This is a genomic window from Rhizobium lentis, from assembly GCF_017352135.1.
Lineage (GTDB): Bacteria > Pseudomonadota > Alphaproteobacteria > Rhizobiales > Rhizobiaceae > Rhizobium > Rhizobium lentis.
The window spans coordinates 1,238,284-1,251,189 of record NZ_CP071454.1 but is presented as its reverse complement, the minus strand read 5'-3'; the positions used below and the strand labels follow the sequence as shown (position 1 = coordinate 1,251,189).

11 protein-coding genes are annotated in these 12,906 nt (G+C 61.8%); 5 read left to right on the top strand and 6 right to left on the bottom strand.

Going from position 1 to position 12,906, the window contains the following annotated elements; translation table 11 throughout:
* The first annotated feature begins 118 nt into the window (after positions 1 to 118).
* The 4 genes from J0663_RS06015 (at position 119) to J0663_RS06000 (ending at position 3,494) form a co-directional block, all read left to right on the top strand.
* Positions 119 to 343 (top strand): aa3-type cytochrome c oxidase subunit IV, encoded by a 225-nt coding sequence (locus tag J0663_RS06015; protein ID WP_207243551.1) that lies wholly within the window; start codon positions 119 to 121, stop codon positions 341 to 343.
* 202 nt (positions 344 to 545) lie between these two features.
* A complete protein-coding gene (locus J0663_RS06010) occupies positions 546 to 1,694 on the top strand; it encodes a Re/Si-specific NAD(P)(+) transhydrogenase subunit alpha (protein WP_207243550.1) in 1,149 nt (382 codons plus the stop codon).
* Positions 1,694 to 2,092, top strand: coding sequence for a proton-translocating transhydrogenase family protein (locus J0663_RS06005; protein ID WP_207243549.1), 399 nt, complete (start codon positions 1,694 to 1,696; stop codon positions 2,090 to 2,092). The genes J0663_RS06010 and J0663_RS06005 overlap by 1 nt, the downstream gene beginning before the upstream one ends.
* Before the next feature lie 7 nt (positions 2,093 to 2,099).
* Positions 2,100 to 3,494 (top strand): NAD(P)(+) transhydrogenase (Re/Si-specific) subunit beta, encoded by a 1,395-nt coding sequence (locus tag J0663_RS06000; protein WP_207243548.1) that lies wholly within the window; start codon positions 2,100 to 2,102, stop codon positions 3,492 to 3,494.
* A gap of 38 nt (positions 3,495 to 3,532) precedes the next feature.
* Here the strand turns inward: J0663_RS06000 and J0663_RS05995 are convergent, their stop codons facing one another.
* The 5 genes from J0663_RS05995 to J0663_RS05975 form a co-directional block, all read right to left on the bottom strand.
* Positions 3,533 to 4,015, bottom strand: a complete 483-nt coding sequence (locus tag J0663_RS05995; RefSeq protein WP_207243547.1) for a DUF992 domain-containing protein — start codon at positions 4,013 to 4,015, stop codon at positions 3,533 to 3,535.
* Positions 4,016 to 4,145: 130 nt separating this feature from the next.
* Positions 4,146 to 5,798, bottom strand: coding sequence for a sensor histidine kinase (locus J0663_RS05990; protein WP_207243546.1), 1,653 nt, complete (start codon positions 5,796 to 5,798; stop codon positions 4,146 to 4,148).
* A 479-nt stretch (positions 5,799 to 6,277) separates the two neighbouring features.
* Complete coding sequence (locus J0663_RS05985; RefSeq protein WP_207243545.1) at positions 6,278 to 7,144, bottom strand: tetratricopeptide repeat protein; 867 nt, start codon at positions 7,142 to 7,144, stop codon at positions 6,278 to 6,280.
* A 135-nt stretch (positions 7,145 to 7,279) separates the two neighbouring features.
* The gene (rpsU, locus tag J0663_RS05980; RefSeq protein ID WP_003585885.1) at positions 7,280 to 7,492 is read right to left on the bottom strand and encodes a 30S ribosomal protein S21; all 213 of its coding nucleotides are present in this window, start codon (positions 7,490 to 7,492) and stop codon (positions 7,280 to 7,282) included.
* 173 nt (positions 7,493 to 7,665) lie between these two features.
* Entirely contained in the window at positions 7,666 to 9,270 is a 1,605-nt protein-coding gene (locus J0663_RS05975; protein ID WP_207243544.1) for an adenylate/guanylate cyclase domain-containing protein, read from the bottom strand.
* A 284-nt stretch (positions 9,271 to 9,554) separates the two neighbouring features.
* Here J0663_RS05975 and J0663_RS05970 point away from each other — a divergent pair, with 284 nt between their 5' ends.
* On the top strand, positions 9,555 to 11,735 hold the full coding sequence (locus tag J0663_RS05970; RefSeq protein WP_207244447.1) for a CHASE2 domain-containing protein: 2,181 nt from the start codon (positions 9,555 to 9,557) through the stop codon (positions 11,733 to 11,735).
* A gap of 86 nt (positions 11,736 to 11,821) precedes the next feature.
* Here J0663_RS05970 and J0663_RS05965 read toward each other — a convergent pair whose 3' ends face one another.
* The gene (locus tag J0663_RS05965; protein ID WP_207243543.1) at positions 11,822 to 12,820 is read right to left on the bottom strand and encodes a FecR family protein; all 999 of its coding nucleotides are present in this window, start codon (positions 12,818 to 12,820) and stop codon (positions 11,822 to 11,824) included.
* Between the last annotated feature and the right edge of the window lie 86 nt (positions 12,821 to 12,906).

Here is a 12,906-nt window from a genome sequence, read left to right as displayed (position 1 = left end):
CGGCATTCTCATGCATTGCGCTTTCCCCGGTCATTGTGTAATCCCTGCAGGCAGGGATTTCCCTTGCTCAAGCGGGGGAATCAGGCAGCGCAGAGGCATTTTCAGGGAGACGATATTTATGGCCGAACATCATACCGGACCGGTCGAGACCGGCGCGCCGATGGATTACAAGGAACATGAAAAGACCTACGACATGTTCATCGCCGGCACGAAATACGGCACGATGCTTCTCGTCGTTCTCCTGCTTGCGATGACCGTCGGCTTCTTCGGCGGAGCCGGCTTTCTCGGCGGGCTTTTCATTTTTGTCTTTCTTCTCGCCATCGCCATCCTCCTGCTCCGCTGATTGCGGCTAGCGCGGCGTCCCGAAAATCGACATCGATTGTCGGAAGCGCGCCGCGTAGGGCCAAACAGTTGAAGCGTCTTGTGCGTTCGAGGGGCACATGGCGCTCTGAGGCGAGGGAAGGCTTCAACGAAGCTTTGTGACTAGGTGCTTGGCCTGCGCAGGGGAGCCTGTGGCGGTCTGGCTGACCCGGAGGAGGGGGCAGTTGGGCAGTATCATTTTCGTTGCGAGGGAAATCACGGACGGGGAGACGCGTGTCGCGGCCTCCGCCGAGACCGTGAAGAAGATGAAGGGCTTCGGCTTCGACGTCGTCGTCGAAGCCGGCGCGGGTGCGGCTTCGCGCATTCCGGATGGGGAGTTCGAGGCTGCCGGCGCCAGGATCGGCGGTCTTGCCGATGCCGCCTCCGCCGACGTGGTGCTGAAGGTGCGCCGTCCGACATTGTCGGAAATCGCCGGCTACAAAAGTGGCGCCGTCGTCATCGCCATCATGGATCCCTACGGCAATGACGAAGCGATCGCGGCTCTTGCCAGGGCCGGGCTGTCGGCTTTTGCCATGGAGCTGATGCCGCGCATCACCCGCGCCCAGTCGATGGACGTGCTCTCCTCCCAGGCCAATCTCGCCGGCTATCAGGCCGTCATCGAGGCGGCGGCGGTCTATGACCGCGCCGTGCCGATGATGATGACGGCGGCAGGCACCGTGCCGGCCGCCAAGGTCTTCGTCATGGGCGCCGGTGTCGCGGGTCTTCAGGCGATCGCCACCGCGCGCCGCCTCGGTGCCGCGGTTTCGGCCACCGACGTCCGCCCGGCTGCCAAGGAACAGGTCGCCTCGCTCGGCGCCAAGTTCATCGCCGTCGAGGACGACGAGTTCAAGGCGGCGGAAACGGCCGGCGGCTACGCCAAGGAGATGTCGGCCGACTATCAAGCGAAGCAGGCCGCCCTCGTGGCCGAACATATCGCCAAGCAGGATATCGTGATCACCACCGCTCTCATTCCCGGCCGGCCGGCGCCGCGGCTCGTGTCGCGCGCCATGCTTTCGTCGATGAAGCCGGGGGCGGTCGCCGTCGACCTCGCGGTCGAGCGCGGCGGCAACATCGAGGGCGCCGTTGCCGGCGAGGTCGTTGATGTCGAAGGTGTCAGGGTGATCGGTTTCGCCAATATGCCGGGCCGGGTCGCGGCCAGCGCCACGGCGCTGTATGCCAAGAACCTCGTCACTTTCCTCGAGACCATGGTCAACCGCGAAAGCCGGAGCGTCGTCGTCACCCTCGACGACGAGCTCGTCAAGGCGACGATGCTGACCTATGCCGGCGACGTGGTTCATCCCGCCTTCGGCGGCGCGAAGAAGGGAGACATCTAATGGCCAGTGAAGCAATGGACAGAGCGCTGGAGCAGCTCGACCAGGCAGTGACCGCCGTCATGACGGCAGCGGCCCAGGCGCCGGACGCGGCGAGTGCAGCGACCGGCGGAGCGATCGATCCCTTCGTCTTCCAGTTCGCGATCTTCGTCTTGTCGATCTTCGTCGGCTACTACGTCGTATGGTCGGTGACGCCGGCGCTGCATACGCCGCTGATGGCCGTCACCAATGCGATCTCCTCTGTCATCGTCGTCGGCGCGCTTCTGGCGGTCGGCATCTCGACAAGCGGGCTTGCGACCGGCTTCGGCTTCGTCGCCCTCGTGCTGGTTTCGGTCAACATCTTCGGCGGCTTCCTCGTCACCCAGCGAATGCTTTCGATGTACCGCAAGAAGGACAGGTAAGCGACCGATGACCAATATCGCAGCCTTCCTTTACCTCGTCTCCGGCGTGCTCTTCATCCTGGCGCTGCGCGGCCTTTCGCATCCGGCCACCAGCCGCAGGGGCAATCTTTACGGCATGATCGGCATGGGGATCGCGATCCTCACAACGCTCGTGCTGGCGACGCCGAATTTTGGCGGCTTCGTGCTGATCATCCTCGGGCTTGCTATCGGGGGCAGCGTCGGCGCCTATGTAGCCCGCACCATCGCCATGACTTCGATGCCGCAGCTCGTCGCCGGCTTCCACTCGCTGGTCGGTCTTGCCGCCGTGCTGGTCGCGGCATCGGCGCTTTACACGCCTGACGCGTTCGGCATCGGCGAAATCGGCCATATCCATACCGAGGCGCGCATCGAAATGGCGCTCGGTGTCGCGATCGGAGCGCTCACCTTCACCGGCTCGATCATTGCCTTCCTGAAGCTCGACGGGCGCATGTCCGGCAAGCCGATCTTGCTGCCTTACCGGCATCTGATCAATGCGAGCCTGCTGGTGCTGATCGTGCTCTTCATCATCGGGCTTGCGGTTACCGAGAGCCATTTCGATTTCTGGGCCGTCGTGGCGCTGTCGCTGGCGCTCGGCGTGCTGCTGATCGTACCGATCGGCGGTGCGGACATGCCTGTCGTCGTCTCGATGCTGAACTCCTATTCCGGATGGGCTGCGGCCGGAATCGGCTTCACGCTCGGCAATCTGGCGCTGATCATCACCGGCGCTCTCGTCGGTTCCTCCGGTGCGATCCTTTCCTACATCATGTGCAAGGGGATGAATCGATCCTTTGTCTCCGTCATCCTCGGCGGATTCGGCGGCGAGACGGCGTCCGGCGGACCCGATACGTCAGACCGCACGGTCAAGCTCGGCTCGGCCGAGGATGCGGCGTATCTGATGGCCAATGCGTCGAAGGTCATCATCGTGCCGGGGTACGGGATGGCGGTCGCTCAGGCCCAGCACGCGCTGCGCGAGCTTGCCGACAATCTGAAGAAAGGCGGCGTCGAAGTGAAATACGCGATCCACCCGGTCGCGGGCCGCATGCCCGGCCATATGAACGTGCTGCTGGCCGAAGCCAATGTTCCCTATGACGAAGTCTTCGAGCTCGAGGATATTAATTCGGAATTTGCACAGGCCGATGTTGCCTATGTCATCGGCGCCAACGACGTCACCAATCCGGCTGCGCGCGACGACAAAACCTCGCCGATCTACGGCATGCCGATTCTCGATGTCGACCGGGCAAAGACCTGCCTTTTCGTCAAGCGCTCGCTTGGCTCCGGTTACGCAGGCATTGACAACACGCTGTTCTACAAGGACGGCACGATGATGCTGCTCGGTGACGCAAAGAAAATGACCGAGGATATCAACAAGGCGATCGCGCATTGATCGAGCCTGATGCAGCCGCCCTTTCGGGGCGGCTTTTTTCATGTCTCGGCCGGCACCAGCGTCATCTTCTCGACGCCGATGGCGAGGTTCAGCCCTTCCTGGGCTTGAACATTCAGCGGCTGCAGCATGAAGGCCTTGTTGGTGCCGCCGGCGATCACCTTGGCGCCTGCGCCGGCACCGATGCTCGCATCGGCGCCGATGCCGTAATATTCGCCGGCAAGCGCGAATTGCGGCATATCCGTGCCGGTCTTTGCCAGCACCTGCCAGATCATCACGCTCTTGCCGGTCTGGCCGAGGTCGATGCCGAATTTCTCTATCTTGCCGGCATAGACTGCCTTGGCCCCGCCGGATGCCGGCGTATAGGTGCAGATGAGATTCTTCTGCGAGGTGACGATCAGGCCCTGACCGCCATCCGATCCGCAGACCAGACGGCCAAGCGTCACATAATTTTCCGCGCTCGCCGTGTTTGCCCAGGCAGCGGCCGTCAGAGCCGCGGCGGCGATCATCGTTTGCTTGAACATGGTCCTTCTCCTTTGGAACGACCTGTTCGAAACGGGTTGAGGTGGCGATTGTTCCGGTTACAGCGCCACGCGCTTCGCAACGCGCAAAGGGACGCTGCAGCACTTTGAATCGACGCATCGGTGCGATGCTTTATTCCCGCTCCAGCGTGGCGCGCTGCGCCGTCAGCACCCATAACAGGCCTTCGGGCCGGAAATCGACCTGCACCGTGCCACGGAAGGCGGCGGCGGCGTGCGCCTTGATCACGGTCGTCCCGAAGCCCGAGCGCGACGGCTCCGTAACCGGCGGACCGCCGCGCTCCTCCCAGGTGAATCGGAGCAGGGCATCCGGCTGGTCTTCCTCCCTGATGTCGCGCCAGTCGAAGCGGACGCGGCCTTGCGGGACGGAGAGCGCCCCATATTTCACCGAATTGGTGGCGAGTTCATGCAGGGCGAGGCCGAGATTCTGCACAGCATCCGGCTTCAGGACGAAATCTTCGCCGGTGATTTCGATCTGCTCGCGCGATTGCGGGAAAGCCTGCAGATGGATGTCGACGACCCGCCGAAGCGGCACGCCTCCCCATTGTTCACTGGTCAAGAGCTCGATCGAACGCACCAGCCCCTCGAGACGGTCGGCGACGGCGGCCTGAAAGGTTTCGACGCTGTCGGCCTGCTTGGCGAGTTGGCGCATCATGGCCTGCGCAAGTGTAAGCAGGTTCTTGGTGCGGTGGACGAGTTCATGCATGACGAAGCGCAGCCGATCCTCGGTCTGGCTGCGATCGAAAGAGGCGTTCGAAAGAGCGATCGCCACCTGGTTCGCCTCGATGACGCTGGTTTCAACGGGTGAGACGATGTGGCCTTCGCCCATGCGCTTTGCCATGTCGGCGATCTCGCGGATGGTGGTGCGGACCTGCCGCGCGACGGCATAGGCGGCCAGGACGGCGACGAGCACGAGTGCGACGCCTCCGATGATGAGGAAGCGCCAGGTGCTGAGGATCGAAGCCTGCGCCACTGGTCCCCAGATCACCGTCTTCCACGACCAGCCGGGAATCTGGGCATAACCGAGAAGCATATGCGGCAGGATTGTCCCGTCTTCGAAGACGCCCCGGGAGAAGCCAAGCGCCGGCAGGATGCGCGGATCGAAGGGCGTGCCGGGCTTGAGGGCGGCGGGACCGGCGGCAACGACCACGTGACCACTTTGATCGATGACGGCGGCCGACCAGCCGGGGGCAAGACCCTGGGTCGTTACGAGCCTGCCGAGATCTCTGGCATCCTGCGTGATGATGAGGGCGGCGACCGGATCGTTCGCCCTTGGCAGAGTGACATTATAGACCCATTCGCCGCTGGCTCTGCCGCGAAAGACGTCGGACGCCTCGATGCGGCCGGACTTCAAGGCGGCATCGACGGCAGCGATGTTTGGTGTCTTTTCGAGCGGCGTGCCGAAGGGCTGGCGCGTGTTCAGCAACTGCTGACCGGTGCGGTCGACGGCGATGACGTAGAGTGCATTGTTGCGCAGAGCCGATTCGGTGTGCTCGTGGAAGGAGGCAAGATCGCCGTTTTCAAGTTCCGGCGAGCTCGACAGCAGGCGCAGTGTCGTCGCCATGTCCTGAAGCTGGCGATCGATGATGCGCGAAAGGGCAAGCGCGTCTTGCGCCGTCTCGCGCTTCAGCGTCGAGCGCTGGTTGTCCTCCAGCTGCAGCAGAAGCAGCGCCACGAAGGCGAAAATCGGCAGCGCGATCGCCACCGCCATGGCGACGAGATAGGTGCCGATCGAAGCTTTCGGAAAGAACAGTGCGACGATCTTCATTTATGCGCCACACCGCCTGTGCCATTGCAATTCCTCAGACCGCAACTCCAGATGCGGCCGGGTCCTTTGCGCGTCTTGAAGGACGCACGGCGACGTGGTGCGCGCTGTCCGCAACAATGTTTGTCTGCGGTTAGCAAAGCAAAGATCCGCATCTCTCGCAAACCGCCCTCAACATGTTTTCGCACGCTCCGATAGCGCACTGTCGAAGCAGCCACATGTTAGGGGGAGCAAACGCCGCTTGCAACATGCTATGACATGCCATCGAAGACGGCGCGGTTTTTTCCGCCTCTCTTTTCAAAGCGATGCGGGCACTGTCATGACGGCTTGCTCCCGCCGCTCGTCGCTACACGTGCATCGGGCTGGCTGATCGACCGGCCGGATTGGCCGTAGAACTCAGCTACGACACGCGCCCGCCGGTCGATCATCCGACTCCGATTGAGCCAACAGAATGCTGCATTTTAGCTGGGAAAGGCTCACATCTAGCCGGCTGGAACACCGACTCGCACGAGGCCATCGCGGGCCGGCTGGTATTTCGGATCAAGCCCGACCGCATGGCGATAGGAGCGGGCCGCCTTGGCCTTGTCGCCGCGGCGTTCGTAGACGAGGGCCTGGTTGGCCCAGGATTCGGCGATATTGCCATTGAGTTCGATCGCATGATTGAAATCGGCAAACGCGTTGTCGTCGTCATTCAGCGCGATGTAGGAGATACCGCGGCCATTATAGGGCTCGGCCGAATTCGGCGCGAGCGAGATGGCCTTCGAGAAATCGTCGATGGCTTTATCCTGCTGATTGCGCTTCTGATAGATCAGGCCACGATTGTGATAAGCGCGGCCATCGGTGGTGCCGAGCTGGATCGCCTTGCTGAAATCATTGAAGGCCGCGTCGTCCTGGCCGGCCATGCGATAGACATTGCCGCGGCCGATATAGGCGACGTCGTAGCTCGGGTTGATCTGCAGGGCGGCGTTATAGTCGGCGATCGCCTGTTGCTGCTGGCCCATGTTGCGATAGACGAGCGCGCGGTTGGCATAGGCCTGGAAGAAGCGCGGGTTGATCTGCAATGCCGTGTTGAAATCGTTCAGCGCCTGGCGGAACTGGCCGCCGCGACCATAGGCGGACCCGCGGACATTGTATCCTTCGGGATCCCTTGGGTTGGCGTTGATGACTGCCGTCAACGACGCGATGTTCTCTTCCGAGCCCTGCGCCTTGTCGATGCGGATCACGGCGTCCGTGGTATTGGTCGTCTCGCAGCCGGCGAGGCCGAACATGGCGGCCAGCGCCAAAGCCGGCAGGAATGCGGTTTTCTGCAAGCGCCAGGCGCGGGACGGATTGAAGGTGGTAACAGCCATTCGGGCTCGCTTTCCCCATGCGGCATATCCGATATCCGGGATATGCGATCTTCAGCGGCAAACTAAAAAGGCGGCGGCGAACCAATCGCCCCCGCCACAATGCATCTGAAAACGTCGAAAAAACGACGGCAACGCTTAGCGTGCGACCAGGCCTTCGCGCTGTGCGCGCTTGCGGGCCAGCTTGCGAACGCGGCGAACAGCCTCTGCCTTTTCGCGAGCGCGCTTCTGCGACGGCTTCTCGTAGTAGTCGCGCATCTTCATTTCGCGGAAAATGCCTTCGCGCTGCATCTTCTTCTTGAGAGCGCGGAGAGCCTGATCGACATTGTTATCGCGGACAAGTACCTGCACGAGAATCACGTTCCTTTGGTTCGGTTGATGCCTGAGGCGGCGCAGCGCCAGGGGCAAAAATATAACGTTCGCGCGGCCGCAGCCTTGCGATTGGTGATGCGGGATAGCAGATCGAGGAGGGGAAGTCCAGATGGATATGGGAGGCAGGCGGAAAAATCACATCCGCCGGCATCCTATGTCGGCCGAGCCGATTCCGGCAAGGCTTCATCCAGAGCAGCAATAGCCTCCTTCAGCGCTGTCCTCACCCGGAGGCGATCTGCAGGCTCCAGCCGGCTCATATCCAGATGCAGGTCGAGGCCCGAGAGATGTTCGCTCAGAACGCGGCTCTTGTGATGCTCGCCGAGCGTCAACCCATCGACCGCATAGGGCACGATCTCGCGCTGTATGCCCTTCATCGTGATCGGCGGCAGGGGGTGGGCGTCGACGATTTCGTTCACCAGCGCATAGGTTTCGTAGCTGATGACGATTTCTCCGCCCTGGGCGATCGACTGCAGCCGGGCCGCGAGATTGGCCTCGGCCCCGATGATCGTATAGTCCATGCGATCGTTGCTGCCGAAATTGCCGACGTTGCAATAGCCGCTGTTGATTCCCATGCGCACGACAAAAGGCTCTTCGGTGCCGTTTCTGCGCCATCTGTCCTTGAGCTCGCCGAGCCGGCGCTGCATGTCGACGGCCATGCGAAGGCAGGCTCTCGCGTCCTCCTCCGGACCTTTGGTTTCCGGGTCACCGAAGAAGACCAGCATGGCATCGCCGATGAATTTGTCCACCGTGCCGCCGTGGGCGAGCGCAATGTTCGACATTTCGGTCAGATATTCGTTGAGCATCTCCGTCAGCGCTTCCGGCTGCAGCCGCTCGGTGGTCGCGGTGAAATCCTTGATGTCGGAGAAGAAGATCGTCAGGCGCTTGCGCTCGGTATGGACCACGACGTCTTTCTGTCCGCTGAAGATGCTCTTGTAGATCTGCGGCGAGAGGTAGCGCGAAATCTTCAGGGAAACACTGGCGAGGAATTCGTTCGCCGTTTCGAGATCCCGGTTGGCGCTATGGATGGCGCGCGCCTGCTGGCGCTGCAACAGAATGAAGCTGAGGCCGATGATGGCGACAAAAAGAAAATAGCAGAGCAGATATTTGAAGGCGAAGACGTTGCTGACATAGGGTTGTTTTATGACCACTTCCTGAATGCCGCGCACATCGCCGACCTTCCAGTCGGTCTTCGGGCTTTCCGGATGGCTGTTGTGGCAGGCAACACAGGCCTGGCCCATGACGACAGGCGTGATGAACCGCAGGGAATCGGTCAATCCGACGCGGGTGAGGTCGTTCAATGTCTGCTGCGGATTGGCGCGCAGCGCGGCAAGCGCTTGTCTTTCAAAATCGTCGAGTTCGTGGGAGGCGCGGCTCTTGAAGGGAAGGTCGGAGACGAAACGATAGGTGATATTGGCCTGCTGTTCCTTGATGACGTCGCCGAGTTCCAGCGAAAGTGTTGCCGGAAGCGGGATGGCACCTGGAATGTTGGCGTAATTGTGGGAGACGACGGTGCCTGCGGTCGCGCCGCTGGCGTGCGCGGCCAGAACGCGTCCGACGACGTTTGCCGAATAATAGGAGCGGATGCTCGATATCAGCGAGCTCATATCGCGCGCCTGGCGCCTGAGCGTGTTTCCGGAGAGATCGCTGATATCGAGCCAGACCGCAAGCGGCAGCCCTGCAAGCATCGCCAGCACGACGACAATCAGCCAGTAGCCGCTTCGACGCGCGGCGGATTCGGAAATCACTGGAGCCCTCATTCTTCCATTTAAAAAGCATTTCGCCTTTTGATGCTTACAAGAACATTTCGCTGCACGCCCGGCAAGATCGAAGCCTTGTCGTCCAAGCAAAAGCGCGGCCGACTGACGGCGTCGCGGAATTTGAAGACGCCTTTGCGCCGATCGGCGGAAAGCGAAACCCGGGAAGCCGAAAAGAAGCGCCGAAATGCATGTGCGAATGGCGTTCAGCCCGAAAGCGGCGTAGCCTGTTGGCCGGCAGGTGCGGGGCCGATCGATCGGCTGTGGGAGGGACACCGGTTGAGATGATAACGCGGTCGCAGCAAATCGGTGTCGTCATCGGCCTGGTGATCGTTGCTGCGCTGACGATCCTGCGGGCCGGCGATCCCGGAATTTTCAAACTGATCCGTGGCGTGACCTTCGACGAATATCAGCGGCTGCTTCCCCGAGCCTTCGAGCCGATGCCGGTACGTGTGATCGACATCGACGAGGCGTCGTTGCGTCAATTCGGCCAATGGCCATGGCCACGAGACCGGTTGGCCCTGCTGGTGGACAGGCTTTCCGACATGGGCGCTGCGGCCATCGCCTTCGACATTCTCTTCGCCGAACCGGACCGGCTGTCGCCGCGCAATGTCGTGCGCGAGGTCGAAGGGGTCGATCCTTCCCTGGCCGAGAGGCTTCCGGACAATGACGAGATATTTGCCCGCTCGATCTCCGGCAAGCCTGTCGTGCTCGGCTTCGGCCTGTCCAACGAGGGCAATTACCGGCCGCCTGTGAAGGCGGGCTTTGCTTTCACCGGCGAAAGCCCCGTCTCGGCTCCGCCCTATCTTGCCGCATCGACGCCGCTCAGACCGCAATTGGAAGCCAACGCCACAGGGCTCGGCCACATCAGCCTCAATCCCGGAAACCCTTCGCCGGTGGTGCGGGCGGTTCCGTTGTTCCTGACCGATGGCGCCCAGCTCTATCCCAATCTCGCGATCGAGGCGCTGCGCGTCGCGCAGCGTGCATCGACCTATGTGCTGGCCGGCGCGCCCGATCGTGCCGGCGTGATGACTTCGGCAAAGATCGGGGATTTCGTCGTCCCGCTGACGGCGGCGGGGGAGTTCTGGCTCTACGTCAGCCCCGACCGAGCCGAGCGCTATATCTCCGCCCGCCAGGTGCTCGCCGCGGAAGGCGCCGCTCTCGAGATCTCCGCCGCCATCGACGGCAGCATCGTTTTCGTCGGCACCTCCGCGGCCGGCCTGCAGGATATCCGTGTTACGGCGCTCGGCGAGAATGTTCCCGGCGTTTCGCTGCATGCGCAGGCTGTCGAGCAGATTCTCTCCAGCCGTTTCCTGTCGCGGCCCGATTGGGCGGACGGGTTGGAAATCCTCACGATCGCAGTGCTCGGATGCCTGCTCGTCGTGGTGACGACTTTCGTCAGTCCTGCCGTCGCACTGGTCTGCGGTCTGCTTATTACCGCCATGGCGCTGGTGGCCTCCTGGCTATGCTTTCTCTATGCGGGGCTTCTTCTCGATCCGCTGGCTCCGATCGTCAGCGGATCGATCACCCACTTTGCCGCAACGTCCTTCCGTATTCTGGTGATCGATCGGGAAAGGCGCGAGGTGCGGCGCGCCTTCGGACATTATATCTCGCCGTCACTGCTCCATCGCATCGAGCATACGCGCGACGCATTGCGCCTCGGTGGCGATGACCGGGAGCTGACGGTCATGTTCGTCGATGTCAGGAATTTCACCGAGATCAGCGAGCGGCTGGCGCCGGCGGATGTCGTTGCGTTCCTGAACACATTGCTCGATGCGCTGAGCCGGCATGTCGTCGCCAATGAAGGCACGCTTGACAAGTTCATCGGCGATTCGATCATGGCGTTCTGGAATGCGCCGGTCGATGTCACCAATCATGCAACCAAGGCGGTGCGCGCCGCGCTCGCCATGCGCGAGACGCTCGCCGAACTGAACCTCGCCGATGCTTTCGGCTTCGGACCCGGACAAGAGGTCAGGATCGGTATCGGCATTCACACCGGCCTTGCCTGCGTCGGCAATATGGGTGCCAAGACCCGCTTCAACTATTCGGCGGTCGGCGACGCCGTCAACGTGGCGGCGCGCATCGAATCCTGCTGCAAGGAGGTCGGCTTCGATATTCTGATATCCGACAGCACCGCAAGGCTGGTGCAGGCAATGGCGCTGCTCGACGCCGGCGCCATTCCGCTCAAGGGAAAGAGCAGCCGCACGAAGATCCTCGCCGTCGTCGGTGACGAGCGTGTCGCGACATCCCGGGAATTCGCCGCGCTCGACGCCGTTCACCGGCAATTGATGCAGGCCCTGCTTTTGCATTCGAGGAATAGCCGCAAACTGATCGATACGGCAAAACTCAGGGCCGAGCAGGTGGTGAGCGGTTTGGCGGAATTCTACCGGCGGATATCCGGCAGGAGCGACCATTTCCGGGAGTTGCCCGTCGATAGCGAAAAGAGGGTTGTTGATGCCGAAAAGTAAAAGCGAATTTACCGAATGGCGCACTCCGCTATCGTGAGGTGGACATGGCGGTGCAGACGTCTTGATTTGGACGGATTGCGAAAGCCTCAACGACCGCGATTGAAGTTCCAACCTCTTTTGTGGTCCCGATCATTGTGATGATCGCGATCTCCATCATGGTGGGGTTCCCGATGATCCAAACCGTGATTTCCGGGCTTGCCGTCAGTGTCGTGCCGGCCATGGCCATAATGCTTGTCGGGTCTATCCGGCTTGTCATGATGGGGCTTATCATGGTGCGGCTTGTCGTGATGAGGCTCGTCGGGCTTGTTCGGTTGCTCCTTTTGCGGCTCGGTCTGTCTCTGTGGCGGATCCTGCCGCTGCGGAGCAGGTGCAGCCGCCGGCGGAGGCCGCATTCTGTCTTTTCTTTCCGGCGCAACGGAGGCCATATTGCAGCCGCCGAGCATGCCAAGGCCGCCCGAGAGACGCTGGTTGCCGGAAAGGAAGGGCAGGGCGCGCTGGTTTCCAAGCCTCTGGAGAACGTTACGCTCCACCGGGCGGGCCGCCGTCATATCGCCGTTCGGCTTTGCCACGACGCAGTCGCAGCGCTGCTGCAGCTGCCGACAGCCACCCGGGCCGCAGAAGCTGGCTGCGCCGTTCAAGAGAACGACGGCGGTGGTGCCGTCGGGACCGACATAGAAATCGAATGCGGTGCCGCGCACCCCGATCGTGCCCGCCGGTGTCAGAATCTGATAGGCCGACGATTTCGAATTGCCGCTGACCCATCGGAAGGTCCCCTTGGCGGCCTTGATGGTGAGTTTTCTCACCGATTGGGAATCATCAAAGACGTATTTGTCGATGACGACAGACGAACCCCAGCCGACCGCAAGTTTGGTGCCGTCACGAAACAGGAATTGGCCGAGTCCGGATTGCGATGTTCGAATCCGCTCGTCGCGGTGGACGCTGGCATTGACTTCGATCGGACCAGCCTGTCCGGTCACTTCGGTCTTGATGAGTACAGCCTGGCCGACCGGCTCGGCCGCGGGCGACCCCTGGGCGCTGCAAAGCGCTAGGAAAAGCGCGTGGAATAATGAACGCCGACCCCGCATGATACAAGAACCCCGGCAACGGCGGAGAATTAACATTTTGGTAACTACTTGTCTTCTCGCCCTCTTGGGTTAGGGCCAACCAGGCG

Excerpts from the sequence above, each read along its gene's own strand:
- J0663_RS05965 (WP_207243543.1), bottom strand. The coding sequence starts at position 12,820 with ATGCGGGGTCGGCGTTCATTATTCCACGCGCTTTTCCTAGCGCTTTGC.
- J0663_RS05995 (WP_207243547.1), bottom strand. The coding sequence starts at position 4,015 with ATGTTCAAGCAAACGATGATCGCCGCCGCGGCTCTGACGGCCGCTGCC.
- J0663_RS05975 (WP_207243544.1), bottom strand. The coding sequence starts at position 9,270 with ATGAGGGCTCCAGTGATTTCCGAATCCGCCGCGCGTCGAAGCGGCTAC.
- J0663_RS05985 (WP_207243545.1), bottom strand. The coding sequence starts at position 7,144 with ATGGCTGTTACCACCTTCAATCCGTCCCGCGCCTGGCGCTTGCAGAAA.
- J0663_RS06005 (WP_207243549.1), top strand. The coding sequence starts at position 1,694 with ATGGCCAGTGAAGCAATGGACAGAGCGCTGGAGCAGCTCGACCAGGCA.
- J0663_RS06015 (WP_207243551.1), top strand. The coding sequence starts at position 119 with ATGGCCGAACATCATACCGGACCGGTCGAGACCGGCGCGCCGATGGAT.
- J0663_RS06000 (WP_207243548.1), top strand. The coding sequence starts at position 2,100 with ATGACCAATATCGCAGCCTTCCTTTACCTCGTCTCCGGCGTGCTCTTC.
- J0663_RS05990 (WP_207243546.1), bottom strand. The coding sequence starts at position 5,798 with ATGAAGATCGTCGCACTGTTCTTTCCGAAAGCTTCGATCGGCACCTAT.